Genomic DNA, 26858 nt, shown 5'->3' with positions numbered 1-26858 from the left:
TCACTGGCTTAAGGCCGCAGGCCGGCCGCGACGCGGTTTGCCAGTGCAGGGTTGTCTGCCTGATCCACATCTCAGATTGAGCTTTGGCAGACCAAGGTCGGCGTAGCCGACCGCAGCGTGAATACGGTGTTATACGCAGTTCTCGACATCCTGAACTACTCCACAAAGATCAATCTTCCCAGAAAAAGAAGCAATCAAAAACTCGATAACCTTCTTCATTAATTATTGTTGGGATAGATATCTCAAATTCAATAGGCTGTTCAAGATATTCCTTTTTTAAAAGTTTGTAGCCATAATTATTCAACACTTGTTTTATCCGATTTTCTACTTCATTCCAATTTCCTTCTGGTAATTTACCAATTGATTTTGTCGATAAAAACTCAAAACTCCCACCTCGAGAATGTCGCGTCACTTCGCTTCGTCCATATGCTGCCACTGGCGCATGCCTGCAAACATAAAGTAATAATCCATAAATGGTTTGATGACCTCTATTAATTAATGTTGATGATCCATCCTTTTTGTAACAGAATATATTTACAAAAGAGGCATATCCGCTTCCGTAACTATTAAAATCCGCTTCTACTCTCAAATTACTAATTGAACTTAGGTTTCCTACTAGTTTCTTTATATAACTACCTATCTCATTTTCTTTCATAGGATATGTGTCATAAGGATAAGTACCACTAACAAACTTCTGTTCTACTATTGATTTTAATTCATCCTCGGTAAACTTCATGCTTAAATCCGCCTTTCGAGAATTGCGTATAACGTTTTTGAATTCACGAACCCGAAAGGCTTAAGGCCAGCTTGACTGGACGGGTCCGCTTGCGGACTTAGCCTTGCAGGGTTGTCTGCCTGATTCTGCTTCCTTGAGTTACCTCGGGCAGACCAAGGACCCGCCAGGGTCCGCAGCGTGAAAATGGTGTTAGGTGAAGTCATTGCCTTCTTTGGCAAGCTCAAACATTCTTCTATAATCATCTTTAGTCGTAAACCGACGAGGAACTTTATCTTTCTCCAATGCCTTATTCCATATATTAACTAAATCTTCAAATTAAACTAACTTGCATTCAAGAATTCTGTCAGAATATCTTGTAATAACATTAGCTAATAATGCATAACACATAGCTACTGGTTGAGGTAACGTTAACAATTCTGAATTGTATTCACCTTCATAGACTACAAATTCTCGTTTCCTTAATAAATAAGAATACGCCAATGACCTATAAGTTCTATGATTTAATTTTGAAAGATCTTGATATAACTGATCGGGCATCCCGTGGATAGGTCCCATTGCGTTTCATCAAAAAAGTAAATAATTCTTTAGCCAGAACTTCAGCTTCCCTTTGAAATTGATTTTGAGCTTCATATTCATATGGGTTTTCATATGCTTCATTAGGTGAACGACCCCAAATAAAACTTGTCATTGTTATCTCATCCCTTGCAATGATTTCACCTAACGCCTGATTCACGAACTTCGCAAACAAGCCAAATTCAGCGATATTTATGAATTCCAAAGTGCCGCTCACTATCTATATAATATCATGAGATTGGAAGATTGTGGTCATTATGATAGTCCCAAAGAACTAAGAGCCACTAAAACAAAATGTTTTAGTGGCACTTAATCACGCTATTCCATGTGTCCTTCAGGCTTCACGGGGTTTTCCCCAACAAAATTTTTTCGCCTCACTTATGATAGAGTTCTCCGCACTATTTGTATCAGCAAGTTTCGTTTTTCTCACAGCATACTCAGGTTCCCAATTTCCTGGCTTGTCTCTTGACTTAAGTCAATGCACGTAAGCATCCCCCTAGTTACAATGTAATCATTACTTTAACTTAGGGGGGTTTTTAATGGTATTCCAAGGAAAGGGTTATGGGATCAACTAAGGTCTTGTTGGATTCTCTTCTTAATTCTGCTTAGTGACTCCGGAGTAATGCCGAGATAACTGGCCAATTGATGTTGGGGTACCCGGTCGATGAGAGATGGGCGTTTCATTAACAGAGTCCTGAAGCGTTCTTCAGGCGAAGAAGCGATAAAAGCAGCGAATTCCTCTTGGACCTCACTAAAGTTCTCCTCGATCATCCTGCGGGTCATCGACTCCAATTGAGGGTGTTTGTTGTACATGTCTTTTTCAGTATCCAGGTCGCCAACGACCATTTCCGAATCTTCAATGCACGTGAAGGTGTAATCGGACGACTTGTCTGGTTTGTGATGATTGAAAATGGCGATAGCTTGCTCTTCGGTGTAGAAATTGGATGTGACCTCTCTTCCATCTTCATCGATCGAATACTGCCTTACGCAACCTTTCAGGATGAAATAACATTTTGTAGGGGCATCTCCTTGTTTAAAAAGAACGGTCCCCTTTTTATATTCCTCTATACGGATCTCGTCCACAATGGCTTGCTGATCTTCCTCGTTAAGGGAAGTCCATCTGGACATATACTTGTATAAAATGTCTTTCATATCGCTTTCCTTCATCTCCTTCTCTTCCGCTCTACTCCTATTCATTTTCTAACGTTAGGGAGCCGGTTGTAAAGGACCGTTGTAATGGAAAAAAATAGGGGGAGAAACTCATGAGAGCCATGGTCCAAATCTCGTATGGTTCACCGGAAGTGATTGTCCCGCAAGAAGTCGCGAAACCATCTCCTGGAAACAAGGAAATTCTCATTCGTATCCAGGCTTCCAAAGTGGGGCCATCGGACTGCGCTTTTCGCAAGGGCGATCAACTAATGGTTAAATTGATGTACGGACTGTCCAAACCGAAATTTGCAATTGGAGGAACCGAATTAGCCGGAGAGGTCGAAGCGGTCGGCGAAGAAGTAAAGCATTATAAAGCGGGAGATCGCGTGTTGGGGATGAGCATCAAGAACTTTGGCGCTTATGCCGAATATAAGTGTCTTTCCGAAGAGAGCCCACTTGCGGTAATACCGGATAACATCACCTATGAAGAAGCCGTCGGCGTCTGTGACGGGGGTGCCACCGCATTGACGTTTCTAAGAGATAAGGCAAAGCTGCGGATGGGACAGAAAGTGCTGATTAATGGCGCCTCGGGGGCTGTCGGCATCTACGCCGTGCAATTGGCCAAATACTATGGCGCTGAAGTAACAGGCGTTTGCTCTCCCGGCAACGAAGACCTGGTGAGAAAAGCAGGGGCAGATTTTTTTATTGATTATACCCGGGAGGATTTCACGAAGGCGGACAGAGCCTATGATGTCGTTTTCGATGCTGTAGGCAAACGCTCCTTCACGGCGTGCAAGCGAGTACTTGCGGCCAAAGGAATTTATCTGACCACCGTACCCAAGCTGTCTAATATGTTACAGATGATGTGGACTTCTCTGTTTAGAGGCAAACGGGCCGTATTTGCTGCAGCCGGTCTTATGCAAAACAAGGCGAATTTGGCGTTTCTCATGGAACTCGCAAGGAATGGAACGCTGAACGCCGTGATCGATCGTCGATATCCTCTGGAGCTCCTGCCGGATGCCCACAAATATGTAGAGACCGAACGTAAAAAAGGTAACGTGATTATTAAGTTTTAAAGTCAGCCGTGACCCTTCTGCTCAAAAACTTGCCGTTACTTATGGTACGGTTCCCCGCGCATAATTTTATACGCGCGGTACACCTGCTCGGCCAGGACGAGCCGCATCAGCTGATGCGGCAAGGTGATGCGGCCAAAGCTGAGCCGCCGTGCGGCGCGCTGGAGCACGGCCTCGGACAGGCCGAGCGAGCCGCCGATGACGAAGGCGAGCTGGCTCGTGCCGTAGGTGCCGAGGCCCGCGATGTGGCGCGCCAGCTCCTCCGACGACCAGGGCTCGCCCTCGATCGCGAGGGCGATCACGTGCGTGTCGTCGCTCTTGATCGCGGCGAGGAGGCGCTCGCCCTCGCGCTGCTTCACCAGCGCCTCCTCAGCGGCGCTGAGGCGCTCGGGCGCCTTCTCCTCGGCGACCTCCACGATCTGCAGCTTCGCATACGGCGTCATCCGCTTCACATATTCCGCGATCCCGTCCATCAAGTACTTCTCCTTCAACTTCCCGACCGCAACGATTTGAATCAACAAAAGTCCCACACTCCTTGTGAAGTAACCCCTGAATATAACGAAAGACCGCCAGAACCCGTTCCAGCGGTCATTGGAGAGTCAATCCGTCACTACTCGCGGCGTCAGCTAAAGGCCTCGGCCGTAACACGAAGTATTACTTAGTATTTCCCAGCCTGACCGGAGTCACACTCCGCCTTCCCCGGCTACACCCGATCCTGCACGGGCGTACCTAGCTTCACCAGCACATATTGCGGCGGACTCGAGCAACGCGCACAATGCGTCGACAGCTCCATGCCCGGGATCGAAACCCGGCTCAAATCATACACATCCGGAGCCGCCTCATGCTCATCGACGAAAATGTCGAGGGCCAGCTCCAGATGCTCCTTACAAACGACAAGCATGTCGATTATTCCTCTTTTCGCTCGATTAACGTCAGGGTGACGGTCGCTTTCTTACTGCCGCGGTAATACGTGATCGTCAGCTTATCCCCGATCTTCTTCTCGTTGTACAAGTACTGCCGCAGCGAGAGATTCGTAGACACCGCCTTGCCGTCCAGCTCGGTGATCACGTCGTTCACCGCGAGCCCCGCGTCCTTCGCCGGGCCCATCGCGTCCATGACGATAAGTCCATTTTTCACCGTATCCGGCAATTTTAGTCCTTCCACGCCCTTATAGGAACGCAGGGAATCGGTCGTCACGCCCAGGTACGGCCGCTTCACCTTGCCATACTTGATCAAGCTCTCGATCGTATCCTTCGCCTGATTGATCGGGATCGCGAAGCCCAGCCCCTCGACGCCTGTCTCCGACACCTTCATGCTGTTGATGCCCACAACTTGCCCGTCCAGGTTGACCAGCGCGCCGCCGCTATTACCTTGATTGATGGCTGCGTCCGTCTGGATCACGTCCATCTCCCAGTCGTAGTTGCCATCGTTCGCGAAGGAGATCGGGATCCGCCGATGCGGCGAGCTGATCACGCCCACCGTCGTCGTCTGCGAGAAGCCGAGGCCAAGCGGATTACCGATCGCGATCGCAGTCTCGCCCGACTGCAGCTTCTCCGAATCGCCGAAATCCGCATACACCTTGATCCCGTCCGCGTCCATCTCCAGCACCGCCAGGTCGGTGATCTGATCCTTGCCCTTCACCGTCGCCTTCTTATGCTCCCCGCTCGCCAGCACGACCTCGATCTGTGTCGCATTTTGTACCACGTGGTTGTTCGTGACCACATAGGCGTGATTCCCGCTCTTCTGGAAAATCACACCCGACCCGATCCCGATCATCTGCTGAGATGCGCTCTTATCGGCCGCTTCTTTGCCCGTGCTAATAATACTCACGACCGTCGGTTTGACCGTGTTCACAGCCTTCACGACCTTGTCGCTGCGCCACTGCACATAGTCCTCCGCAGACATCGCAGGCGCCGCGACGGGAGCGGCCTCCCCAGCCGGCTTCCCGGAACCGGTCAGAGCGGATGCGGCCCAGATGACGCATACCGCCAGCAGGATGCCGGCCCCCGCCGAAGCCGCGACGACCCCCAGCTTTTGCTTGCCCCTCCAGCCGGACCTCCAGCCTGATTTCGTCCAGTCGCTCCGCCAGGAGACGGATTTGTTCACCTTCGTCGTATAAAAGTCATCGTCGAACAGGCTCATGACGCTCACTCCTCCCGAGGACCCTCTCTAGCCCTCGCCCAAACTTGCTATGTCCATCCGAATCCCGCATGAATGGCGGGCCGTCTTAATGTCAAAACTGGTCCTATACCCTATATTTACCCAAATCGATTCTAAATCTACCAGACCTATCATACATTTTACTAGATTCCAGGAAGAACTTCGAGAGAAGCCAAAAAAAGGAGAGATTCCCAATGAACCGAATCCATTCGCACATGCAGGAAGTGAACATGATCGCCAAGCTGGCGGACTTGAAGGAGGAGCACTACCGCAACAGTCTGTTGATCAGTGCCCTGATGGAGCTCTTGATTGAGAAAGAGGTGCTGAAGCGGCAAGAAATCGAGTCCAAGATGGTGGAGCTCGATTCGCTTATGACTCCCGATTCAGCTTATCCCATGGCGTAGAGCGGTCGAAGTATGTATCCATCAGCTTCACCCTCCGGCTCTCGGCCGGCAACCCGCCTTCTTCTAAAATATTATTCACGGTGAGTTTGGCCAAATCCATGAGATTGTGGTCCCGGCTGAGGTGCGCCAGATAGACCGACTGCGTCCGCTCCGCGACGATCTCGCAGAGGGCTTCCCCCGCCGCATCGTTGGACAGGTGGCCGGTATCGCCCATGATCCGCCGCTTGATGTTCCACGGGTAATGCCCGATGCGGAGCATCTCGAGATCGTGATTGGACTCCAGGATGAGCGCATCGGAATCGGCGAGCTTCTCCTTCACCTTGCTGCTGACATAGCCGAGATCGGTGGCCAGGCTGAGCTTCTGCTCGCCCTCATAGAAGCAATAGCCGACCGGATCGGCGGCATCGTGCGAGATGCGGTAAGACTCCACCTGGAGCGAGCCGCCACCGAACTCCAGCATCTCGCCGGGCTCCAGCACGACCCGCTTCTCGTCGGCCAGCTCGCCCAGATGCTTGTTGAGCGCGTCCCACGTCTTCTCGTTGGCGTACACCGGCAGATCGTATTTGCGCGCCAGCGCGCCGACGCCCTTGATATGATCGGAATGCTCATGCGTGATCAGGATCGCGTCCAGCTCTTTCCCCTGCACATCCCGCTCCTGCATGAGCTGCTCGATTTTTTTCATGCTGAGGCCCGCGTCGACCAGCACCTTCGTCTCCTCGTTCGCTACGAGCAGCGAATTGCCGGTCGACCCGCTGGCCAGTACTGTGAATCGTAATGACATCGTGCCTATCTCCTTCGTCCCACTAGACTTCCTTACTTCGCCGGCCCGAGGTTAATCGGCTGCGGATTCTCGACATCCCCCCGGAACCCGTTGACGTAGTACACGTCGCCGCCCTCCACCGCTACGCGCCACGTAGGCACGAGCAGCCGTTTCTCCGAATCGTACAATTGCCCGTGATAGCCGAGCCGGATATCCTGGATGACCGCCCCGTTCTGCAGGAATTTATCCGACAACGTCCGCAGCACCGTATAGGCCGGGATGACCTTCTTCTCTTCCTTCTCATCGCCCGGCGCCGACTCGACCTCGACGAACGATTGCTTATAGGCGCTGATCTCGCCGTTCGTCATATACAGCTCGAGATTGACGTCGAACATCGGATAGTCCCCATGCATCTGGTTCATGACGTACAGCCCGTCCAGCCCGGAGATCGGGTCATAGCGGTACGCTTCCGCATGGGGGATCGTGTTGCTGTTCATATCCCGCAGGGTGCCCTTGCTGATAAAACGGTTATATTTGAGCGGCTCCGAGAGCGTTACTTTTCTTCCAAAATTGTTGCCTTCGACCCATTTTACCACAATTTCTTTCATCTTGGGTACGTCCTTCGGAATGTCCACACTGAGTCGAATGCCCCGGCTCTGCATCAGCTTGTTCAGCTCTTCGGCCTGGTCGGCGGACGCCTTCTTGTCCCCAATCATCCACTGATTCGACCACAATTCGTAGCCGAGCGTGATGTTGAGCAGCAGGAAAGAGAGGATCAAGATCGTCTTGGCCCGGCTCCAATCCATGCAGCTGTCCCCCTTTCCTTCCAAATGTTTCTGAACAAGCTTATTTGATCACTTCATACGTGCCGTCCCGGTACTCCGCGATCCAGACCGGATTCAGATCGATATATTTCTCCTGCACGACCGGCTGATACGCGGGATAGATCGCAGCCACCAGCGTGCGCCGGGGCGAATTGGCCAGCCAATCGTCGAGGTATTTGCCGCCCTCCAGCGTCTTGAGCGTCCGTTCGAGCCGTCGGCTCTCCAGCGTCAGCATCGACCGGTCGTAATTGGCGACCGTTCCTTTTTGGAGCACGAGCTTGATCAGCCCGAACCCGTCGGGGCGATCGCTCATGATCGGATACGAATCGTAATATTGGCGGAACGTGAACGTCTGCTTCCCGATGACCGGCGTCTGGGGAATGCTCTTCACGGCGAATTGCCCGCTCCAGCCCCCATGCTGATTGACGAACGTGACGGCGGAATTCAAATTCTCCCTCACATCGTTGCGGCTGTCCACAGACGGGATCGGGTCGGAATAGCTCATCCACTGGTCCGTCCTCACCTGCAGGCCGCGCTTGCCGTCGGTATAGATCTGCGAGCCGTCCCGAATGCTGAAGTTCCGCGTGTTGCTCGGGTCCACGAACAGCGTCTTGGTCAGTTGTTCCACCGTCATCGCTTCGAACGGAATGCGATATTTGGTGATCTCGATCGGCTTATCCGGCAAATAAATGTCGCCGTCCTTCGAGTGGTACGTCGTCTGCAGCTCGCCAAAGCCGACATAGCCCTCCACGTCCTTGATATTCAAGTCCGCTCTGGCCTCATACAAGTTGTAATCCGTAATGAAGAACGTTTTCACGTCTTCCTTGACATCCTTCGTATAGATCCAGATCCGATTCACCATCTCGTTATCGAGCGGCAGGTCGCCCTTCAGTTCGAATAACGATTTCAGAATGCTGAACGGAATCCCCCCGCGAAAACGGAGCTCCACCCCCGGCTGCTTGCCCCGCACCTCTTCCCAATCGACATTGCCCGTGAGCGTCGAGCTGCGCCGGAAGCTGTCGAACGTCCGCTTCTTGAGCGACTCGAAGATCAAGTTGTAGAACTGCGTGTTTGGGTACAGCAGGGTATGTGTATCTTTGCCGGAATGCAGAATGATCTGCTCCGGGAACAACAGCTCGTCGACCGACACTTGCGTCCCGATTTTGTCCGCCTCGACGTATTCATTCTGCTTCACCGGGTCATGACGCGGTTCGCTGAATACGAGCAAGTAGCTCTGGAACAAGCTGGACGCGACGAGCAGACTGAGCACGATGGTCTTCAGCCTCTCGATCACACCGCATCCCCCTCCCAGCGCTGCAGCGGCAAAGTAAACGTGACACGCGTGCCATGGTTGTATTCGGACTCGAGCGAGATCATACCGCCGTGGGCTTTGACTATTTCCCGGGCAATCGACAGCCCGAGACCGGTCCCGCCCATACTGCGGGAACGCGCCTTGTCGACGCGATAAAATCTGTCGAAAATCCGGTCCAAATCTTTCTTCGGAATGCCGATTCCGTTGTCCTGTACCCGGAACTCCATCCAGTGGTCATCGAGCTTGTGGCCGAACAGCTGAATATAGCCGCCCTCCGGGGTATATTTGATCGCATTCGACACAAGATTGTCGAGCACCTGATCGATCTGGTCGCGGTCCAGCTTCACATCGGCGAGCTCTGCATCGGCGCTGATCGAGATCTGGATGTTCTTCTGCTGCAGCTGGAAGGCGAACCGGTCGGCCACCTCCTCGAGCATATCCGGCACCTGTGTCCGCACCTTGGCCATAAGCGCCTTGCGCGAATCGAGCCGGGACAGGTGCAGCAGATCGTTCACGAGCCGGATCATCCGCTCCGTCTCATTGCGCATGACGCCGACGAAGCGATGGGCGAGCGCCCGGTCGTCCACGGCCCCATCGTCGAGTGCCTCCAGGTAGCTCTTGATCGTCGTGAGCGGCGTGCGCAGCTCGTGCGATACATTCGCCACGAACTCGCGTCTCGCCTGCTCCAGCTTCTCCTGCTCCGTCACATCCTGCAGCACCGCGATCGTGCCGACCTCGGTGCTCTTATCCCGTCGCAGGATCGGCGTGAAGGTCACCCGGAGGGTAACCGTGTCGTCTTCCTCCGGATCGCCGATGTGGACGAGCGCCATCTGCTGCTGGCCGTCCGCCGGCACCGGCATCGTCTCCCGCCGCAGGCCGAGCATTTCCCAAATTTCTTGATTGCGGATCTCCGCCTTGTCCATACGCAGCATCTGTCTCGCCCGCCGGTTGATCACGAGAACCTTCCCCCGATCGTCCGTGGCGATTACCCCATCGTTCATATTGGACAGAATGGAGCTCAGCTTCTCCTTCTCCTCTTCGTTCAGCGCGAGCGCGTCCTTCAGCCGATCGGTCATGTAATTGAACGCATGGCCCAATTGGCCGATCTCGTCGGAGCCCTTCACCCGCACCACCTGGTTATAGTTGCCTTCGGCCATGGCGGTCGCCTGTCTCGTAATCTCCTTGATCGGATTCGTGATCGCATTCGAGAGAATGATGCCGAGCGCCGCCGTCAGGACTAGGGCGAAGATCGTTCCGGTGAGGAAAATCTTGTTGATCCCGTTCATCGTCCGATACAACGGCTCCATCGAAGCCACTATATATACGACACCATTCACCTTCGAACCGTTGCCTACCGGTTGGGCGACAATTTTTTTGCGTTCCCCGCTTTCGTCGATCAACTCCGACTCATTGTCTTTGATCCCCTGTAGCGCCGACAGCACCTCAGCCTGGATGTTCTTCTGTCCGACCCGGGCGGCATTGCTCTGCAGCGACGTGCTTAACACTATGCCGTTCGCGTCGATAATCTGAATCTCGGCTCCGCTGATGTCGAACAAGCTGTTCACGATGCCGTTCAGATCGGCGAGCGACTTCTTGCCTTCCTCGGTCGAGCTCGAATCCTGGCCCTCGGACAAATATTTGTCGATGTCGACAAAGCCCGCCAGCAGCGTCGCCTGAGACTTCAAGGTGGAGGAGAAGTTGTCGATGAAAGAACGCTCCATCGTGCGCACGAAATACACTCCGATGAGCTGCATCGCGATCAGGATGAGCAGCACATAGATGATAATGAAGCGCACTTGAATCGTCTGGAACAGCTTCAACCCTTTCATAATCGGCCCCCTTGCTCTCCTGCTAGCTGTTGTCCCGCTTGCGCTGTTGCCCTACTTGCCCGACGAGGTTAACCGCGTCAACGCCTTTACAAAGGCCCCCCGTTGCGCGGATTACGCATCATATAGCCCAGCCCGCGCCGGGTCATGATGTATTCCGGCTTGCTCGGGTCGTCCTCGATCTTCTCTCTTAGCCGGCGAATCGTCACATCTACGGTACGCACATCGCCTAGATATTCGAAGCCCCACACCGCCTGCAGCAGATGCTCCCGGGTCATCACGCGCCCGCAATGCTTGCCCATGTAATAGACCAGCTCGAACTCGCGATGCGTCAAATCGAGCGGCTGCCGGTCCTTATACACAATGTACATATCGCTGTCGATCATGAGCCGGTGAATCCGCAATCCGGTTGGCTCCGCCGCTTCCTGCTGCGACGGCAGCGCCTTGTTCTGGCGCCGCAGATGCGCCTTCACCCGAGCGAGCAGCTCCCGCGTCCCGAACGGCTTCGTCACATAATCGTCCGCGCCCAATTCGAGGCCCAGCACCTTGTCCAGCTCCGAGTCCTTCGCCGTGAGCATGATGATCGGGATGTCGCGCTTCGCCCGCACTTCCCGGCAGACGTCCATTCCGCCCTTCACGGGCAGCATAATGTCGAGCAGGATCAAGTCCGGCTCTTCGGAGAACGCGAGCTCGACCGCCGTTCCGCCATCGAACGCGCACACGACCTGGTAGCCTTCCTTCTCCAAGTTGAATTTCAGAATTTCCGCAATCGGTTGTTCATCATCGACGACTAATATTTTTCCGTGCACGCGCGCCACCGCCCTGCTTTTCTTGGTATAACATCATTCTACCACACCCGGCCCCCCGTTGCCCGCTCGCAGACTACTAAAAAGAGGCTGAATAGCGACACCGCGGTCGCTACCCAACCTCTGGAAACCCAACGAATAAGCAATAAGAGTGCTCTTACATCGAAATAAACTTAAGCGGGTTCTCCGGCACTCCACTGCGCTGCACCTCGAAGTGGAGGTGGGTGCCCGTGGAATCGCCCGTGCTGCCCATAATGCCGATCTTCTCGCCCTTCTCCACAACCTTGCCCTTCGAGGTCAAGATCTGGCTCAGGTGGCCATAGACCGTACGGTATCCATTCTGATGATCAATGATGATCTGGTTGCCGTACCCGTCGCCCTTGTCCCCGACATAGAGGACAATGCCGTTGTCCGACGCCATGATGTTCTTATTGCCGGTAATGTCGATGCCCTTGTGCATCTTGCCCCAGCGCATCCCGAAGCTGCTCGAGATGCTGCCGCTCAGAACCGGTCGGGCGAACTTGCCTGTGCCTTCACCCAGGACGACCTTGGTCCCCTTCTTCGCGACCGCGGACACCGGTTGTTCTAGCACTTGCTCTTCGAGCAGCTGTTCCTCCGCCAGGAAGCCGTTCTCCTTCGTCAGCTGGAACGTCGCTTTCTTCAAACCGTTCTTACCTGGCGAGATGATCTGGACCTGGCCGGCCCGCATGTTCTCATCCTTCTCGTAGATCGTGTCGTATTGAATCTCCTGATTCTCGACGACCTTCTCCACCGTTCTTACCGTCAGCGCAGGCTTCAGCACCGTCAGATCGAGCACTTGGCCTACCTTGATCTTATCGTCTACAATCCAAGGATTCTTCTCATAGATGAGCTGGCGGGGAATGCCCAGCTTCTTCGCGATACAGCCGACACAATCGCCGGCCTGGACCGTATACTTCGTCGGGGCGACGTCCCCGGTCTCGAGCTTCTTCACAATGTCCTGCGGGTTCGCCAGCTGGTCCGGCTGGATGTCCTTCTCGTTCAGCGCCACCGGCTCCACGAAGCCCACCGATTGAATGATCGGCTGCCCGATCTGCGGTTCCGCACTAGTGGCGGTGTCCGCTGCAGGAGCGGCGCTGCTCGCCGACAGGACGCTTACGGCTCCCGCGGCTTTGGCGGTTGCCGTGACGGGCACGAACTTCGCCTTCACCTGCTCGAGAATCTGATTGGCGGTGTCGTTATCCTTCACCATCCCCATGGACTTGCCGTTCACGACGAGCTCGACCCCGACCGCCTTCGCGACCAGCAGGCTGTTCACACCCTGGATCGCCGCTGCATCGTCGCTTTGGAGATTGAAAGCCTTTTCAGCTTTGAAAGTGACCTCATCCGCATTAGCCAAGACCATATGTACGTTGGGATTCTGGGCTTCCAACTCCTGTGTCTTGCTCGAGATGAAGTTGCGGATTACCGATGGATCGCTCACGGAACCGACTTGCTGATTGCCTACGTACACGTGGTACACTTCGTACGTATGTTCTTTAACATATTGATTGCCGCCAATCGAGACGGATGCCAGGAGCCCGAGTGCTCCTACCCCTTTCAAAAGGCGAAGCCTATACGCTCGAAGAATGGAGGATGCGTGATGAAGAGGCTTTCGATCCGTGATTGGTTCAATCAAGCTTGTGCCGCGAGCCTTCGGCAGTGAGCTTAGCGCGCGCTTCGCGCTCTGCCACTTGTCCTTGACCCACTCGGTTGCCTTGAATGAGTTCATGATTGTCTCCTCTTACTTATTTGTGAAACTGGCAAAATTCGACAGAAAATGCCGATTTGCCACGTTTCTACTTTACCACAGCCAGTCTACTATTTTCAACCGACGGGTCTAAAGTAATAGGAGAGGATCGCGATTTGGTTCGAATCGTATCTCATTTATTCATATTTACGCAAAATCTGTAGCAACTGGTTATATTCTTCCGGTTTGAGCTGCTGTTCCACGATCTTCTCCACCTGCGCTAGCTCGCTCGAAGTGATGCCATCCTCGACCAGGGTCGAGATCGTCTGCATGTCGGCTTCCGGAAGCTTCGACAATGCGGCGAAGATAATGCGCTTATCCTCACTGGTCAGTTGATCCTTCTTGCTCTGAAGCTGGTCTTCGGACATCACGACGGCTCGGTCCAACGCCCGCTCGGTGGAAGTCTCCGAAGTACGGGAGGCGTCGGTGCCGGCGCGATTGCTCGTTTGCGCCCAGGCGGCGACAGCGTCCTCCTTTCCAACCGGGGTTGTGCTGGCCGGATTGCTGGTAGGATCGGGGTTCGGATCAAGGGATGTCGCATCCGGCGAAGTTCCTCCCTGACCCAATATATTCGACTTTCCCCACAGATTGACCAAAATGTCCGAAAGTTCTAAAGGTTTTTGCGAAATTTGCAGGTTAAAGGGCTTTAGGAGCTGCGTAATGTACGTGTTAACGATATACGCGGTCGTCAATACCGAGATGGTGCTGACCAAGATCGCCCCGAGCAGCAGCTTGCTGATCCAGCCTAAAAGCTTCATGTCGAATTCCCGCCTTCTGTGCGCTTCCGTGAAGCGTTCTTCCGTCTATCCATCCAGTATTGACCGATTGCGGGACGTTTAAAAGGCGGAAACGACAAAAATCCCCGCACTCATGAGAGCGCGGGGCGTGGAATTCGGTTAGGCGTAAATCGGACGAACGAGATTCGTCTGCTCGCGGTTGCGCCCGACCGAGAAGATCGCGATCGGAATGCCACTCAGCTGCGAGATGCGCTCCAGGTAATGCCGGGCATTGCTCGGCAATTCGTCGAGGGACTTCACGTTCGACAGGTCCTCGCTCCAGCCCGGAAGCTCTTCATAGACCGCTTCGCACTCAGCCAGCATGTTCAAGCTCGCCGGGTAATGGTCGATCACTTCGCCGCGGTACTTGTAGCTCGTGCAAATCTTCACTGTCTCGAGTCCGGACAGGACGTCGATCGAATTCAGCGACAGCCCGGTAATCCCGCTTACGCGGCGAGCGTGGCGGACGACGACGCTGTCGAACCAGCCGACACGGCGAGGGCGGCCGGTGGTTGTGCCGTATTCGTTGCCCTTCTCGCGGATCCAATCGCCGGTCTCGTTGTTCAGTTCAGTCGGGAACGGGCCGTCGCCTACACGCGTCGTGTACGCCTTCGCCACCCCGATGACCTGGTGAATCTTCGTCGGGCCCACACCCGAGCCGATGCAGACGCCGCCTGCGGTCGGGTTCGAGGAGGTAACGAACGGATACGTGCCTTGGTCGATGTCGAGCATAACGCCTTGCGCGCCTTCGAACAAGACTCGCTTGCCGTCGTCGATCGCATTGTTCAGGACGACCGAGGTGTCCGTCACGTAAGGGCGCAGAACCTCGGCGTAGCCCAGGTACTCCGTCAGGATCGTCTCTACGTCCAAGCCCTTGGAGCCGTACACTTGCTCGATGACGTGGTTCTTCTCCGCCACCAGATGGCGCAGCTTGCGCTCGAATTCGCCTGCATCCATCAAGTCTGCGATCCGGATCCCGTTGCGGGCCGCCTTGTCCATGTAGCATGGACCGATGCCCTTGCGCGTCGTGCCGATCTTGTTCGAGCCCTTGCGGTCTTCCTCCAGGCCGTCGAGCAGCAGGTGATACGGCATGATCAGGTGCGCCCGGTCGCTGATGCGGAGGTTGTCCGTCTTGTATCCGTTGTCGTGAATGTACTGGATCTCTTCGATGAGCGCCGCCGGATTCAGCACCATGCCGTTGCCGATGACGCAAATTTTATTGGAATAGAAAATACCGGATGGGATTAAGTGCAATTTATACTTTTTGTTTTGAATGAGAATCGTGTGGCCGGCATTGTTGCCGCCTTGATAACGGGCTACGACCTCGGCGCTCTCCGCCAAGAAATCGGTGATCTTGCCTTTTCCTTCATCGCCCCATTGGGTTCCGACTACAACAACCGTTGACATCCCGCATACCCCCGTTAAGGTGGTGTGATCTCACACCAAGATAGCCGCACCCTTCGGAGAGCGGCATTACCAGTGTAGCAGTCCCCTATTTCAAAGTCAATAAAAACGAACAATTGCACGGATGCCCATGCAATTGTTCGGAATTTGTCATATAAATGCCTATATATTCGGAAATTATGGCTTGATCCTTACCCCGCTTCGGCTCCTCCGGCGTATTGCCGGTCGAGGCTGACGAACTTGTTGAAGTTCTTCATGAAGACGAGCTCGACGGTGCCGACCGGCCCGTTCCGCTGCTTGGCGATGATGATCTCGATGATGTTCTTCTTCTCCGATTCCTTGTCGTAGTAATCGTCCCGGTACAGGAACGCCACGATGTCGGCGTCCTGCTCGATCGAGCCGGATTCCCGCAAGTCGGACATCATCGGCCGCTTGTCCTGCCGCTGCTCGACGCCCCGGCTGAGCTGGGACAAGGCGATGACCGGCACGTCCAACTCCCGCGCGATCCCCTTCAGCGTCCGGGAGATCTCGGAGACTTCCTGCTGCCGGTTGTCGCCCTTGCCCCGGCCGTGAATGAGCTGGAGGTAGTCGATCAGGATCATGCCGAGGCCCTTCTCCTTCTTCAGCCGGCGGCACTTCGCGCGGATATCGGCGACCGTCACGGACGGCGAGTCGTCGATGTAGATGTTCGCCTCGGACAAGGCGCCGATCGCCATCGTCAGCTTCTCCCAGTCGTCGCCTTCGAGGAAGCCGGTCCGCATCCGCGTCGCATCGACGTTCGCCTCGGCGCAGATCATCCGCTGGACGAGCTGCGCCGCGCCCATCTCGAGACTGAAGATGGCGACGGTCTCCTTCGCCCGGACGCCGACGTTCTGCGCGATGTTGAGCGCGAACGCCGTCTTCCCGACCGAAGGCCGCGCCGCCACGATGATGAGGTCCGACCGTTGGAAGCCGGACGTCATCCGATCGAGGTCGGTAAACCCCGACGGAATCCCGGTCGCCCCCCCCTTGTGGTTGTACAAGAACTCGACGCGCTCGAACACTTCCATCAGCACGTCGCGGATCGACACGAACCCGTTGCCGGCGCGGCGGTTCGAGATCTCGAGAATCTTGCGCTCGGCCTCGCTCAGCAGATCGCTCACTTCTTCGCCGCCGGCGTAGCCGTTGCTCACGATCTGCGTCGCCGTGCGGATGAGCCGCCGCAGCATCGACTTCTCCTCGACGATCTGCGCGTAGTAGTCGACGTTCGCCGCCGTCGGCACCGCGTTGGCGAGCTCGCTCAAGTACGAGACGCCGCCCACGCCCTCCAGCTGCTGCTTGTCCTGCAGCTTCGCCGTAAGCGTGATCAGGTCGACCGGCTCGTCCGCCGCCGCGAGCTCCTGCATCGCCGCGAAGATATGCTGGTGCGCCGTGCGGTAGAAGTCCTCGTCGCTGACCCGCTCCAGCGCCGTGATCATCGCTTCGCTGTCCAGCAGAATCGCACCTAGCACCGCTTGCTCCGCCTCGAGGTTCTGAGGCGGGATGCGGTCCAGCGCGAATAGTTCTTCACTCATGTTTATTTCTCCTCGACGACGTGAACCTTCACTTGAGCCGTAACTTCAGGATGCAGCTTGATGTTCACGACCGTGACGCCCAGCGTACGGATTGCATCGTCCATCTGGATCTTGCGCTTGTCGACCGACAAGCCCATCTTCTCCATCTCCTCGGCCACCTGCTTGCTCGGAATGGAGCCGAACAGCCGGCCGCCCTCGCCGGATTTCGCCTTGATGACGACCGTCACCTCGGCGAGCTTGGCCGCGAGCGCCTGGGCGTCTTCCTTTTCCTTGTCCTTCTTCTTTTTCTCCGCTTGCTTTTGCTGCTCGAGCACCTTCACATTGCCATCCGTAGCGATGGCCGCCAGCTTCTGCGGCAGCAAGAAATTGCGCACATAGCCCTCGGACAAGTCCTTGACCTCGCCTTTTTTGCCTTGCCCTTTGACATCCTTCAGAAAAATGACTTTCATTCGAATAGCCCCTCCTCTTCATTAATTTCCGCCAAGACGGCCTTCAGCCTGACGACCGCGTCCTCAACCTTGCCTTCCAGCTGAGTCGCGGCATTCGTCAGGTGTCCCCCGCCGCCAAGACGCTCCATCACGACTTGCACATTGATCTCCCCGAGCGACCGGGCGCTGATCCCGATCAAGCCGTCCGGCCGTTCGCTGACGACGAACGAAGCCATGATGTCCGTCATGTTGATCAGCGTGTCCGCCGCCTGGGCGATGAGCAGCTGCGGGTACTTGCTGCCCGGAGCGGTCACGGCCACGGCGATATGTTCATAGAGCACTTCTGTGTGCTTGATCAATTCCGCCTTCCGGTTGAACGCCTCCAGGTCCTCCTTCAGCATGCGCTGGATGAGGCCTGAATCGGCGCCGTTGCGCCGCAGGAACGAAGCCGCTTCGAACGTGCGCGCTCCCGTGCGCAGGGCGAAGCTCTTCGTGTCCACGGTGATGCCGGCGAGCAGCGCGGTGGCCTCCAGCACCTCCATCGTGAGCCGCTCCTGGAAGTACTGGAGCAGCTCGGTCACGAGCTCGCATGTCGAAGACGCGTACGGCTCCATATAGATGAGCGTCGCCTCGCTCAGGAACTCCTCCCCGCGCCGATGGTGGTCGATCACCATGATGCGCTGCGTCGTCTGCAGCAGCTTCGGCTCGGCCACCATCGAAGCCTTGGACGTGTCGACGACGACGGCCAAGCTGCGCGGCGTCATAATCTGCATCGCCTGCTCCGGCGTGATGAACCACTTGAACAACCGCTCATCCGCCCGGATCGCCTCCATCAGCCGCTGAATGGACGGATTGACGCCTTCCAGCACGATGTAGCCTTCCTTTTGGCTCACCTGAGCCGCCTTGAGCACGCCGATCGCGGCACCGATGGCGTCCATATCCGGGAAGCGGTGGCCCATAATGACGACCTTGTCGCTGTCCCGGATCAGATCGCGCATCGCGTGCGAGATGACTCGCGCCCGGACTCGCGTCCGCTTCTCTACCGCGTTCGAGCGGCCGCCGTAGAAGCTTAAGCGCTGCCCGACCTTGACCGCGACCTGGTCGCCGCCTCGCCCAAGCGCCATGTCCAAGCTCGTTTGGGCGAACTGCCCCAGCTCCGTCAGGTTGTCGCCGCTCGCCCCGATCCCGATACTGAGCGTCATCGGCACCTTGTTCTCGATCGTCAGGTCGCGCACGTCATCCAGCACTTCGAACCGGGACTGCTCCAGCTTGCGCAGCGATCGGTTGTTCATCAGGATCAGGAAACGGTCCGACGCCGTGCGCCGCAGGAACACTTCGTATTTTTGCGCCCATTCCGTGATCTCGCCCGTCGTCTTGGCCAGCGTCAGGCTGCGCGTCTGATCGTCCATCCCCTGCGTGGCCTCGTCCACGTTGTCCAGCATGAGAATGCCGATCGCGATCTTCTCTTCTTCGAACCGTTTGCTCATCGTGCTGAGCGCCGTGACGTCCTGGAAATACAGGAGGCGATGCTCCGCCTTCACCATCACCTGATAGATGAGCGCTCCGACATTCAGCTCGAGCCGGCCGTCCTTGTCCGTCTTGCCCTTGAGCGAAGGAAACAGCTCATACAACCCTTCGCCGATGAGCGAATCCCGCTTCAGCAGCTGCGCCATATGGGGATTGTTCCACTGGATGGTCCGGTCCTCGTCGTACAGAACAATGCCGATCGGCAGTTCGTTGAACACTTCGTTGCCGGCCTTCTTCACCCGATGCGACAGCGTGGCGGCATACTCGGTCAAGTCTTCGCGGAACGCCATCTCCGCTCGGATCGTGTAGAAGACCAGTACACCGCCCAGGATTAGGCCGATTACGCCCAGAATCCATTCGTAGACCATCAGACCGCCGGACAAGAGCAGAACGAGCCCGATCAGTCCGTACATATGCAGACCGTGCCATCGATTCACCAGAAACTTCGGCATACTGTTGCTCCCTGAACTCGTTATGTTTTCTTAAACCGTTCCCGGATCGGAAACGCCACATCGAACAGCCCGAGCAGACTGACCAACTGCATGAGCATCGGAATGAACAGGAGAACGAAGATGCCCACTACGGTGAGTACCCGGGGCAGCGCCTTCGGCCAACCGCGAATATCCGCGAGGAAGAACAGGAAGCCGAACGCCTGTACCGCAAAGGCAAACATCATGAGCGGCATAATATTCAGCAAAATCATGAAAATCATGGAATCATCCGGCTCGGTAAACACATAGCTTAGCACGAGGGCGGCGAGATAATACCAGATGAGCGAACGCGGCAGCATCCAGTCCTTCGCCCGCTTGAAGCCCGCCACGGCCACTCCGGCGCGGAGAAGCGCCTTGCGCGAGAGCCAGTGCGTCACGATGGAGTAGTAGAGCGAGAATCCGATCAAGTAAAGCGGCAGCAGTTGGGTCATCACCTGCAGGATCTGATCCAGCATCTCGGTCGGCACGACGCTCTTCAGCTCCGCCGGAAGCGTATCGAGGCTGCTCCTCATGTAATCCCGCATTTCGTTAATCACATGGTAGCCGGACACCGTCAGGATGAGCAGCAGCACGAGCAGCTGCACGAGCATCGCGACGAAACCGCCGGTCAGCACGCTGCGCGCCGTAGCCTTCCGCTTGTAGAGCGTACCCATCACGACACTCGGGATAAGGAAGAACAGGAACAGAATCGCGGCCACCGTCCCGAGCGAGGAGACGCCGAACACGAACGAAATCGCATAGACCGCAAGCAGCACGACGACGTTGTGCACGAGGAATCGTTTCCAATCCAGCTGCACGAACAGGACGACCAGCGGAATCATCATTAGATTGATCGTCACCAGGACGAGCGGCGTAAACGTAAGCAAGAGCAGCACCATGTAGATGAGGCTCCAAAGCAACGGCTGCTTTTTCAACAAATGTCACCTCGTACCCAAATTACTGTTCATTATATCACAAAAGCGAGACGGTTGCCCTATCGACGTTCAGGGGTGACGGGAGCCGGACAGAGCTGTTTTAGCCCCGAGTCCCCGGGTTTAATTGCACGGCAGAAAAGGTTTTTGACCCTCCCGTGTAGAATGAAAGAAATGGATAGAGAACTTATTGTTGGAGGGACTCCTATGCGAAGCAAGAAACCTAGAACCGTTACGATGGCCGCCCTGCTCCTGGCCGTGCTCCTCTTGGTCAGTGTGCCCTTATCGGCCTTCGCCGAGACCACACCGGCCACACGGATCGTGGCGTTGGGCGATTCGATCACAGCGGGCTACGAACCGGACCTGGAAGCCGGCGTGTCGTACTATGGCTACGTAGATCGGGTGTATGAGCAAGCGCTGTTCCGGGGCCGCGCCTCTGTAGCCAATTACGGAGTAGTCGGGCTGACGAGCACCGGGCTGAACAAGCTATTGCAAGCCGTCGTCGCCGGTACGGAAGTGAAAGGCGCCGATATTCAGAGCGACCTGGAAGCGTTGAAGGACCAGACACTCCCTGTAGCGCAAATCAAGACCGACCTGAAAGCCGCCACTCACGTCACCCTCACAATCGGCCTCAATGATATCGGTACCGACATTGTGGAGCGCTATCGAGAGCTGAATACGGATGAGAAGCTGAAGGCGTTCGCCGATGAAAAGCTGAAAACGTACGGCGACAACCTGCAAGCGGCTCTAAAATCTGTATATGCCGTAAATCCTAAAGTAAAAGTCGTTATCGCCGACCAATACTTCCCGATCCCCCCTGTTCTCGCGGCACTTGCGGCTAGACTCCAGCCGATCAAAGCGAGTATGGATACGATCTTGCAGACAACCGTAAAATCGTTCGCTGATCAACAATACGCGATTCAGATCGCACCGGTTGCAGCCCAATTCGTGGGCAAGGAAGGCAATTATACGCACATCTCCGTCCTCGACGTGAATCCGACCCAAGCCGGGTACGCGGCGATTGCCGAGCAGTTCGCCAAGACGATCTGGGGCGACTACAAAACGGTAACTCGCGTCGAAGGCCTGATCACGGTCGTCGTAGGCGGCCGGACGCTCGATACGCCGTTCCTGCCGACCCTGATCAACGACTCGACCTTCGTGCCGCTCCGCGAGTATACGGAAGCGTTAGGGGCGAACGTGGAGTGGGTTGGGGCCACCAATACAGCGGTGATCAAGCTGGGCGGCAACCAAGTCGAACTAACGATCGACTCGAACGTGATGAAAATCAACGGCACGACCAAGACGATCCAAGACCTGCCGCTCTTCTATGAGATCGCAGGCGAGACCAAAACCTATGTCCCGCTTCGTCTGATGGTCGAAGGCCTGGGGCTCGACGTGCAATATGCAGGCGGCAGCCACACGGCTTACATCAATAAATAACCAACGGACTGCAAACCAAAACCCGTTCCACCTAGGTGATTGTCGCCCAGCGGAACGGGTTTTATTTTATACCTTCATGAACTTGCGGAGCGAGAAGCCACTGCCGATCAACCCGATCGCCAGGCCGATCCCAAGCAACAGTCCTCCGACCTTTGCGACGACCTCGCCTAGAGGCAGCAGCTGGATGAGCATCAGCCCGAGCTCCATCTTGCTGTAGTCGACGAACTGCCAGTAGCCGAACAGCAGGACGATCGTCGGCAGGAGCGACCCGATCAGGCCCAGCAGCGCCCCCTCGATGAAGAACGGCCAGCGGATGAAGCCGTTCGTCGCGCCGACGAGCTTCATGATGCCGATCTCGCGGCGGCGGGCGACGATCGTCATTTTGATCGTATTCGAGATGAGGAACATCGCCGTCAGGGCGAGCAGCGCCACGAACACGAGGCCGACGTTGCGCACGGTCGTCGTGATCTGGAACAGCTTCTTGACCGTATCTTTGCCGTAGCTCACCTTATAGATCGGCGCCGGGTTCTTGCCGCTATTGATCGCCTCGATCTGCAGAGCGGTTTGCTCGACCGACCGCGGATCGCGCACCTCTACGGTGAACGAGTCGTTCAGCGGATTTTCCGCCCCTTCGAAGCCTTCGAGCAGCTCCTTGCTGTCCTCGCCCAGCTTCTCCCGCAGGATCACCAGGCCCTCTTCCTTCGAGACGAATGTCACTTTGCTCACATCGGCCATCGCGGTCAGCTCGTCCTTCACAGCCGCGATCTGCTGCTGGTTCGCATCGACTTCCATATACACTCGAATCTCGACCTGGTTCTCAATTTGGGTTGCCAAGAAATTGATGTTCAGGGCGAGCAGGAGGAACAGCCCGAGGATGAACAGCGAGATGCAGATGGCGCTCACCGAGGCGAACGACATCCAGCCGCCCCGCACCACGCTCCTCGCCCCCTCCCTCAGGTGCCGCACCATCGTGTCAATCTTCATACCCGTACTCCCCTTTGACCTCATCCCGCACGATATGGCCCTTCTCGATCGCGAGGACACGCTTGCGCATCGTGTTGACGATTTCTTTGTTGTGTGTGGCCATGACGATTGTCGCTCCGCGGAAGTTGATCTCCTCGAGCAGCTTCATGATTTCCCAAGAGTTCTCGGGGTCGAGGTTGCCGGTAGGCTCATCCGCGATAATGACGGTCGGGTTGTTCACGATCGCCCGCGCGATGACCACCCGCTGCTGCTGGCCGCCGGACAGCTGATTCGGATACGCCCCTGCCTTCTCCCGCAGCTTCACGAGCTCGAGCACTTCCATCGTCCGCTTCTTGATGAGCTTCTTCGGCGCTTCTACCACTTCCATGGCGAACGCGATATTTTCATAGACCGTCAGCTTCGGCAGCAGCTTGAAGTCTTGGAAGACGACGCCGATGTTGCGTCTTACGTAAGGGATTTTACGAGGCTTCAGCCGCTCCAGGTTGAAGCCGTTGACGAAGATATGGCCTTTCGAAGGGCGCTCTTCCCGGTAGATTAATTTCATGAACGTGGACTTCCCGGCTCCAGAGGGTCCCACCACATACACGAACTCGTTGGAAACGATTTTGACGTTAATGCCGTTCAGCGCGGAAGTTCCGTCCGGATAGGTCTTCCATACGTCCTGCATTTCTATCAACCGAAATCACATCCTTCTGTAAAGTATGACTTGGCAATGTTGCATCAGGTCGAGTAAGGTGAAAAAAGCCCGTACCGAACCCGCAGTCCGTTAGGGGCTAAAAGTTGAGTTTCAAGTCAATCGTCAGCTTCCCGAGCGTCGTCTGGACGCTTGTGGCCTGCAAGTATGAAGCAATTTTGCTTGGATAAAAGCTCAGGTCGTTCGTTTCCTTCAGCTCGTTCACCGTGCCCGGCGGCAGCTGCAGCCCGTTGTACCACAGCTCGTCGACGAGGAAATGAATCGCTTCCTTCTTCGTCTCCTCCAGCTCGTAGCGTCCGACCATCCGCATCTCCGTCCCCTCCTGCTTGCCCAGGACGGTGATCTTCCCTTCCTCGAACGTGAACGACAGCGTCTCCAGTTCCTTGCTCTTCGCGTGGAGGAAGTCGTTGAAATCCGTATCCTTCAGTTGGAACGAGTAGCTGCGCCCCTTGAGCACGAGCATCTCCGGCTTCTGGTCGATCAGCTCCTGCAGCTTCTTCATGTTCTCGGCCAGTGCGGAGAAGTAGACGCGGACTTGCGGCAGCCCCTTCTCTTGCCACTGCTTATTGGAGTCGTTGATTTGCTCAAGCGCCGTATTCCCTACGGGCAGCGCGGCCAGCTTGCGGTCCAATTCCTCCTGCTGCAGCTTCAGCTCCGCCTTCTGCGCCTCGAACCGTGCCTTCAGCTCCCGAAGCTCCGTTCGGGACGCTTCCAGCTGCTCGGTGGCCGTCTTCATTTCCTTATATGCGGTCATGTAGCGGTCCATCGCCCGCTTGTCATTCTTCGCGACGATCTGGGTCTGCTCCAGCACGTAGAGGGCATCCCGCCAGCTGCTCACCGACAGCAGCATCGCCCATACCGGCTTGCGCCCCCCGTTATAATACGCCCGCAGCACGTGCTTCACGTGCTCGCGCTTTTGCTTGACTTGCTCATCCTTTTCCTTCAGCCGCTCTTGGTTCTCCACGATCTGCAGCGTCATCTGCAGCTCCTTCACCGACAGGCCGGCGATCTCCCGGTCCAGTTCGTGTATCGTGAGCCCCTGCTGCAGGAGTCCCCGGATCTCCTCTAGCTCATCCGCGGCTGTGTAGGACGGTGCAGGTACGGTCGCCAGCAAGAACCCGATGAAGATGAGAAGGGCGAAGCGACGCAGCCTGGTGCGCATCCGACTCCCACGTCCTTTCCTGATATCCACTATATCATGAATCCCAGGGGGTGACGATAAAAAAAATGCCATGCGGACGCCTCACAAAGAAACGTCACCCCTACTCGGGAGTCCGAGCGGAGGTGACGTAAGCTCCCTATATGACGTCTCGTATCAAGCGATCGTCTCCGCCGACAACAACCCCGCCGAATCGCGGTCGAGGTATAGCCTCGCCTGCGGGCAGTTGCGCAGCCACGACGCCGGGCAGTCGGTCGTGATCGGACCTTCGAGCGTATCGCGGACCGCGCGGTTCTTCCGCTCGTCGGGCACGACGGTGAAGATATGCTTCGCCGAGCAGATGGCCGGCATCGTCATCGTTAGCGCCATCTGCGGTACTTCCTCGAGCGTGGCGAACGTGCGATCCTTGACGGCCTGGCGGCGCGAGACTTCGTCCAGGGTAATCGGCTTCACCAAGTGCGGATCTTGAAAATCCGCCACATGCGGCTCATTATAGGCCAGATGGCCGTTCTCGCCTATGCCGATGCATGCTATATCCGCCCCGTATTCGCGGAGCAGGCCGCCGTACCGCTCACATTCGGCGTGCACATCCTCCACGTCCCCGTTCATGAAGAACACTTGTTTGAACGGCACCTTCCCGAACACTTGCTGCTGCGCGAAGGCCGAGATGCGCTGCATGTTCTTGCCCACATATTCGTCCAAGTGGAACCCGTACACCCGCTCCCATGCGATTCCTTCGATGGCTACCAGCGCAGCCAGGAAGTCCGTCGCCGATGCCGCCGGCGCGAAGATCATGCTGATCGTCTCCTGCTCGGCCAGCAATCGCTTCATCGTGGCGGACACATCCTCGGCGGCCGCCCGGCTCAAGGCCAATCGGCTCTCATAAACGCTAACGGCGAGTTGGTCTTTCTGGAACGCCCTCACGAGTTGATTTCGGTTTATCATGTTTGCCTCGCTCCCTTCGATGGGCTAGTTTGGCTGTGCAGGTCGAGCAAATAAACATTCCCCTTATGTGTCCCGCCATGATCGGTGCAGAAGGCGATATATCGATCATCGTTGCTGAAGCAGGGGTGGGCGTGGACGAAGTTACCCTTCATACTCGAGCCGTGCCGGTACAGGGGAACGAACTCCGCCTCTTGCGTCCCCTCGTGAAGCCGGACCATGCTGAGATAGTCGTTCCCATCGGCCACAACCTGGCGCCCCTGTTGCGACATGCTGCTGTGTCCGGCCTGTTTCCCGTGCAAGCAACGGTAATACCGGTCGTCCGTGCCATCGGCGTTCATCGAGCCCCACGTATGTCCGATGTTCTTGTATCGGCCCTCGTCTCCCACGGCGTAAAATTTCCCATGGTACGCAATCCGCACGCCGTCCGGGGTGAAGTACTCGTGCGTCCGGTGCTCGTTGGGCTGCTCCGGTCCGAGCGCCCCACCCCGGGTGCCGTCGAGGCTTGTGCCCCAGATGCGGTGATGCGTGGCGTAGAAGCCTCTGGCGCAGAATAGGAGCCAATCCCGATCGGTCGGGCTGCACTGAATGTGGTCGAGCTCGAAGCTTCGGTCCAAGATGCGGCTCCACTCGCCGGTGGCCAGCTCGACCTTGAACAACCGGTACAGCTGCATCTCCCGCGGTTCGCCGTCATTGCCGCTGTAGCGGTACGGCACTTTCATGCTGGAGATCAAATAGCGGCCGTCGCATGTCACACCGATCGAGGCGCACGCCGACTCCCCGCTATAGACGGTTCTCGACTCTAGCGTCTCGAGGTGCACGCTCTTGATGGAATGGCCCAGGGCGTAATAGAGCGTGTCGCGCCCTTTATCGTAGTGCGCCTGCGATACGACAATGCCCGGTTCATCGGTCAGTTGGAGGCAGGTGCCATCCTCATAGTTCAGCTTGTAGAAGTTCTCGACGCCGTCCCGCACCGAAGAGATCAGCAAGCTTTGATTGTCCCGACAGAAGCAATTGCTCGTGAAATACATGATTCGATTGTGATCCTGCTCCATCGGCTGTACGATCCGATAGCCGAATTCCGGATCGATCCAGGACGTGACGTTTCCTTCCAAGCGCGTCCCTACCGCCATCCTCGATTCCCCTCTCCCTTTCGCT

At 56.1% G+C, this 26858-nt stretch carries 26 protein-coding genes; 3 read left to right on the top strand and 23 right to left on the bottom strand.

All coding sequences use genetic code 11. The features are described from left to right. Positions 1-169: 169 nt before the first annotated feature. From ACI5FR_RS05995 to ACI5FR_RS05985, 3 genes are all read right to left on the bottom strand, one after another. The gene (locus ACI5FR_RS05995) at positions 170-736 is read right to left on the bottom strand and encodes a hypothetical protein (protein ID WP_405451657.1); all 567 of its coding nucleotides are present in this window, start codon (positions 734-736) and stop codon (positions 170-172) included. Between the two features lie 493 nt (positions 737-1229). Beyond that, positions 1230-1526 carry a hypothetical protein gene (locus tag ACI5FR_RS05990; RefSeq protein ID WP_405451655.1) on the bottom strand — a complete coding sequence of 99 codons (297 nt, stop codon included), beginning with the start codon at positions 1524-1526 and terminating at the stop codon, positions 1230-1232. A gap of 350 nt (positions 1527-1876) precedes the next feature. Further along, positions 1877-2461, bottom strand: coding sequence for a Crp/Fnr family transcriptional regulator (locus ACI5FR_RS05985; protein WP_405452219.1), 585 nt, complete (start codon positions 2459-2461; stop codon positions 1877-1879). A 110-nt stretch (positions 2462-2571) separates the two neighbouring features. Here ACI5FR_RS05985 and ACI5FR_RS05980 point away from each other — a divergent pair, with 110 nt between their 5' ends. Continuing rightward, positions 2572-3534, top strand: a complete 963-nt coding sequence (locus ACI5FR_RS05980; RefSeq protein WP_405451654.1) for an NAD(P)-dependent alcohol dehydrogenase — start codon at positions 2572-2574, stop codon at positions 3532-3534. 35 nt (positions 3535-3569) lie between these two features. On the opposite strand, the gene rlmH is transcribed toward ACI5FR_RS05980, so the two are convergent. The 3 genes from rlmH to ACI5FR_RS05965 form a co-directional block, all read right to left on the bottom strand. Next, positions 3570-4052, bottom strand: a complete 483-nt coding sequence (gene rlmH, locus ACI5FR_RS05975; RefSeq protein WP_405451652.1) for a 23S rRNA (pseudouridine(1915)-N(3))-methyltransferase RlmH — start codon at positions 4050-4052, stop codon at positions 3570-3572. Positions 4053-4234: 182 nt separating this feature from the next. Further along, complete coding sequence (locus ACI5FR_RS05970; protein ID WP_405451649.1) at positions 4235-4432, bottom strand: CxxH/CxxC protein; 198 nt, start codon at positions 4430-4432, stop codon at positions 4235-4237. 5 nt (positions 4433-4437) lie between these two features. After that, the gene (locus ACI5FR_RS05965; protein ID WP_405451646.1) at positions 4438-5673 is read right to left on the bottom strand and encodes a S1C family serine protease; all 1236 of its coding nucleotides are present in this window, start codon (positions 5671-5673) and stop codon (positions 4438-4440) included. 212 nt (positions 5674-5885) lie between these two features. Between ACI5FR_RS05965 and ACI5FR_RS05960 the strand changes: the two genes are divergently transcribed. Beyond that, positions 5886-6095: a hypothetical protein gene (locus ACI5FR_RS05960; protein WP_405451643.1), complete on the top strand. Its 210-nt coding sequence runs from the start codon at positions 5886-5888 to the stop codon at positions 6093-6095. Here the strand turns inward: ACI5FR_RS05960 and ACI5FR_RS05955 are convergent. From ACI5FR_RS05955 to ACI5FR_RS05900, 12 genes are all read right to left on the bottom strand, one after another. Further along, positions 6061-6876 (bottom strand): MBL fold metallo-hydrolase, encoded by an 816-nt coding sequence (locus ACI5FR_RS05955; RefSeq protein WP_405451641.1) that lies wholly within the window; start codon positions 6874-6876, stop codon positions 6061-6063. The genes ACI5FR_RS05960 and ACI5FR_RS05955 overlap by 35 nt on opposite strands. A gap of 32 nt (positions 6877-6908) precedes the next feature. Next, positions 6909-7661, bottom strand: coding sequence for a two-component system regulatory protein YycI (gene yycI / locus ACI5FR_RS05950; protein ID WP_405451638.1), 753 nt, complete (start codon positions 7659-7661; stop codon positions 6909-6911). A gap of 40 nt (positions 7662-7701) precedes the next feature. Continuing rightward, positions 7702-8973 carry a YycH family regulatory protein gene (locus tag ACI5FR_RS05945; RefSeq protein WP_405451636.1) on the bottom strand — a complete coding sequence of 424 codons (1272 nt, stop codon included), beginning with the start codon at positions 8971-8973 and terminating at the stop codon, positions 7702-7704. Then, a complete protein-coding gene (gene walK, locus ACI5FR_RS05940) occupies positions 8970-10820 on the bottom strand; it encodes a cell wall metabolism sensor histidine kinase WalK (RefSeq protein ID WP_405451633.1) in 1851 nt (616 codons plus the stop codon). The genes ACI5FR_RS05945 and walK overlap by 4 nt, the downstream gene beginning before the upstream one ends. A gap of 86 nt (positions 10821-10906) precedes the next feature. Further along, the gene (gene yycF / locus ACI5FR_RS05935; RefSeq protein WP_405451630.1) at positions 10907-11626 is read right to left on the bottom strand and encodes a response regulator YycF; all 720 of its coding nucleotides are present in this window, start codon (positions 11624-11626) and stop codon (positions 10907-10909) included. A gap of 154 nt (positions 11627-11780) precedes the next feature. Continuing rightward, complete coding sequence (locus tag ACI5FR_RS05930; RefSeq protein ID WP_405451627.1) at positions 11781-13373, bottom strand: peptidoglycan DD-metalloendopeptidase family protein; 1593 nt, start codon at positions 13371-13373, stop codon at positions 11781-11783. A 155-nt stretch (positions 13374-13528) separates the two neighbouring features. Continuing rightward, a complete protein-coding gene (locus tag ACI5FR_RS05925) occupies positions 13529-14149 on the bottom strand; it encodes a hypothetical protein (RefSeq protein WP_405451625.1) in 621 nt (206 codons plus the stop codon). A gap of 138 nt (positions 14150-14287) precedes the next feature. After that, a complete protein-coding gene (locus ACI5FR_RS05920; RefSeq protein ID WP_405451622.1) occupies positions 14288-15574 on the bottom strand; it encodes an adenylosuccinate synthase in 1287 nt (428 codons plus the stop codon). Between the two features lie 188 nt (positions 15575-15762). Continuing rightward, a complete protein-coding gene (dnaB, locus tag ACI5FR_RS05915; RefSeq protein ID WP_405451619.1) occupies positions 15763-17124 on the bottom strand; it encodes a replicative DNA helicase in 1362 nt (453 codons plus the stop codon). A 2-nt stretch (positions 17125-17126) separates the two neighbouring features. Further along, a complete protein-coding gene (gene rplI, locus ACI5FR_RS05910) occupies positions 17127-17573 on the bottom strand; it encodes a 50S ribosomal protein L9 (RefSeq protein ID WP_405451616.1) in 447 nt (148 codons plus the stop codon). Beyond that, complete coding sequence (locus tag ACI5FR_RS05905) at positions 17570-19531, bottom strand: DHH family phosphoesterase (RefSeq protein WP_405451615.1); 1962 nt, start codon at positions 19529-19531, stop codon at positions 17570-17572. The genes rplI and ACI5FR_RS05905 overlap by 4 nt, the downstream gene beginning before the upstream one ends. Positions 19532-19551: 20 nt before the next feature. After that, entirely contained in the window at positions 19552-20484 is a 933-nt protein-coding gene (locus tag ACI5FR_RS05900) for a DUF2232 domain-containing protein (protein WP_405451612.1), read from the bottom strand. Between the two features lie 204 nt (positions 20485-20688). Between ACI5FR_RS05900 and ACI5FR_RS05895 the strand changes: the two genes are divergently transcribed. Next, the gene (locus ACI5FR_RS05895) at positions 20689-21921 is read left to right on the top strand and encodes an SGNH/GDSL hydrolase family protein (protein WP_405451610.1); all 1233 of its coding nucleotides are present in this window, start codon (positions 20689-20691) and stop codon (positions 21919-21921) included. Between the two features lie 66 nt (positions 21922-21987). Here ACI5FR_RS05895 and ftsX read toward each other — a convergent pair whose 3' ends face one another. The 5 genes from ftsX to ACI5FR_RS05870 all read right to left on the bottom strand — a co-directional run bounded on the left by ftsX (position 21988) and on the right by ACI5FR_RS05870 (position 26833). After that, entirely contained in the window at positions 21988-22905 is a 918-nt protein-coding gene (ftsX, locus tag ACI5FR_RS05890) for a permease-like cell division protein FtsX (protein ID WP_405451607.1), read from the bottom strand. Next, complete coding sequence (gene ftsE, locus ACI5FR_RS05885; protein ID WP_405451604.1) at positions 22895-23581, bottom strand: cell division ATP-binding protein FtsE; 687 nt, start codon at positions 23579-23581, stop codon at positions 22895-22897. The genes ftsX and ftsE overlap by 11 nt, the downstream gene beginning before the upstream one ends. Before the next feature lie 97 nt (positions 23582-23678). After that, positions 23679-24761: a coiled-coil domain-containing protein gene (locus ACI5FR_RS05880; RefSeq protein ID WP_405451602.1), complete on the bottom strand. Its 1083-nt coding sequence runs from the start codon at positions 24759-24761 to the stop codon at positions 23679-23681. Positions 24762-24914: 153 nt separating this feature from the next. After that, positions 24915-25703 (bottom strand): 6-phosphogluconolactonase, encoded by a 789-nt coding sequence (locus tag ACI5FR_RS05875; RefSeq protein ID WP_405451599.1) that lies wholly within the window; start codon positions 25701-25703, stop codon positions 24915-24917. After that, the gene (locus tag ACI5FR_RS05870) at positions 25700-26833 is read right to left on the bottom strand and encodes a hypothetical protein (RefSeq protein ID WP_405451597.1); all 1134 of its coding nucleotides are present in this window, start codon (positions 26831-26833) and stop codon (positions 25700-25702) included. The genes ACI5FR_RS05875 and ACI5FR_RS05870 overlap by 4 nt, the downstream gene beginning before the upstream one ends. Positions 26834-26858 lie beyond the last annotated feature (25 nt).

This window comes from Paenibacillus sp. HJGM_3, from assembly GCF_045062745.1.
Taxonomy (GTDB): domain Bacteria; phylum Bacillota; class Bacilli; order Paenibacillales; family NBRC-103111; genus Paenibacillus_AA.
The sequence above is the reverse complement of the archived record's forward strand: the minus strand, read 5'-3'. Positions and strand labels throughout refer to the sequence as shown.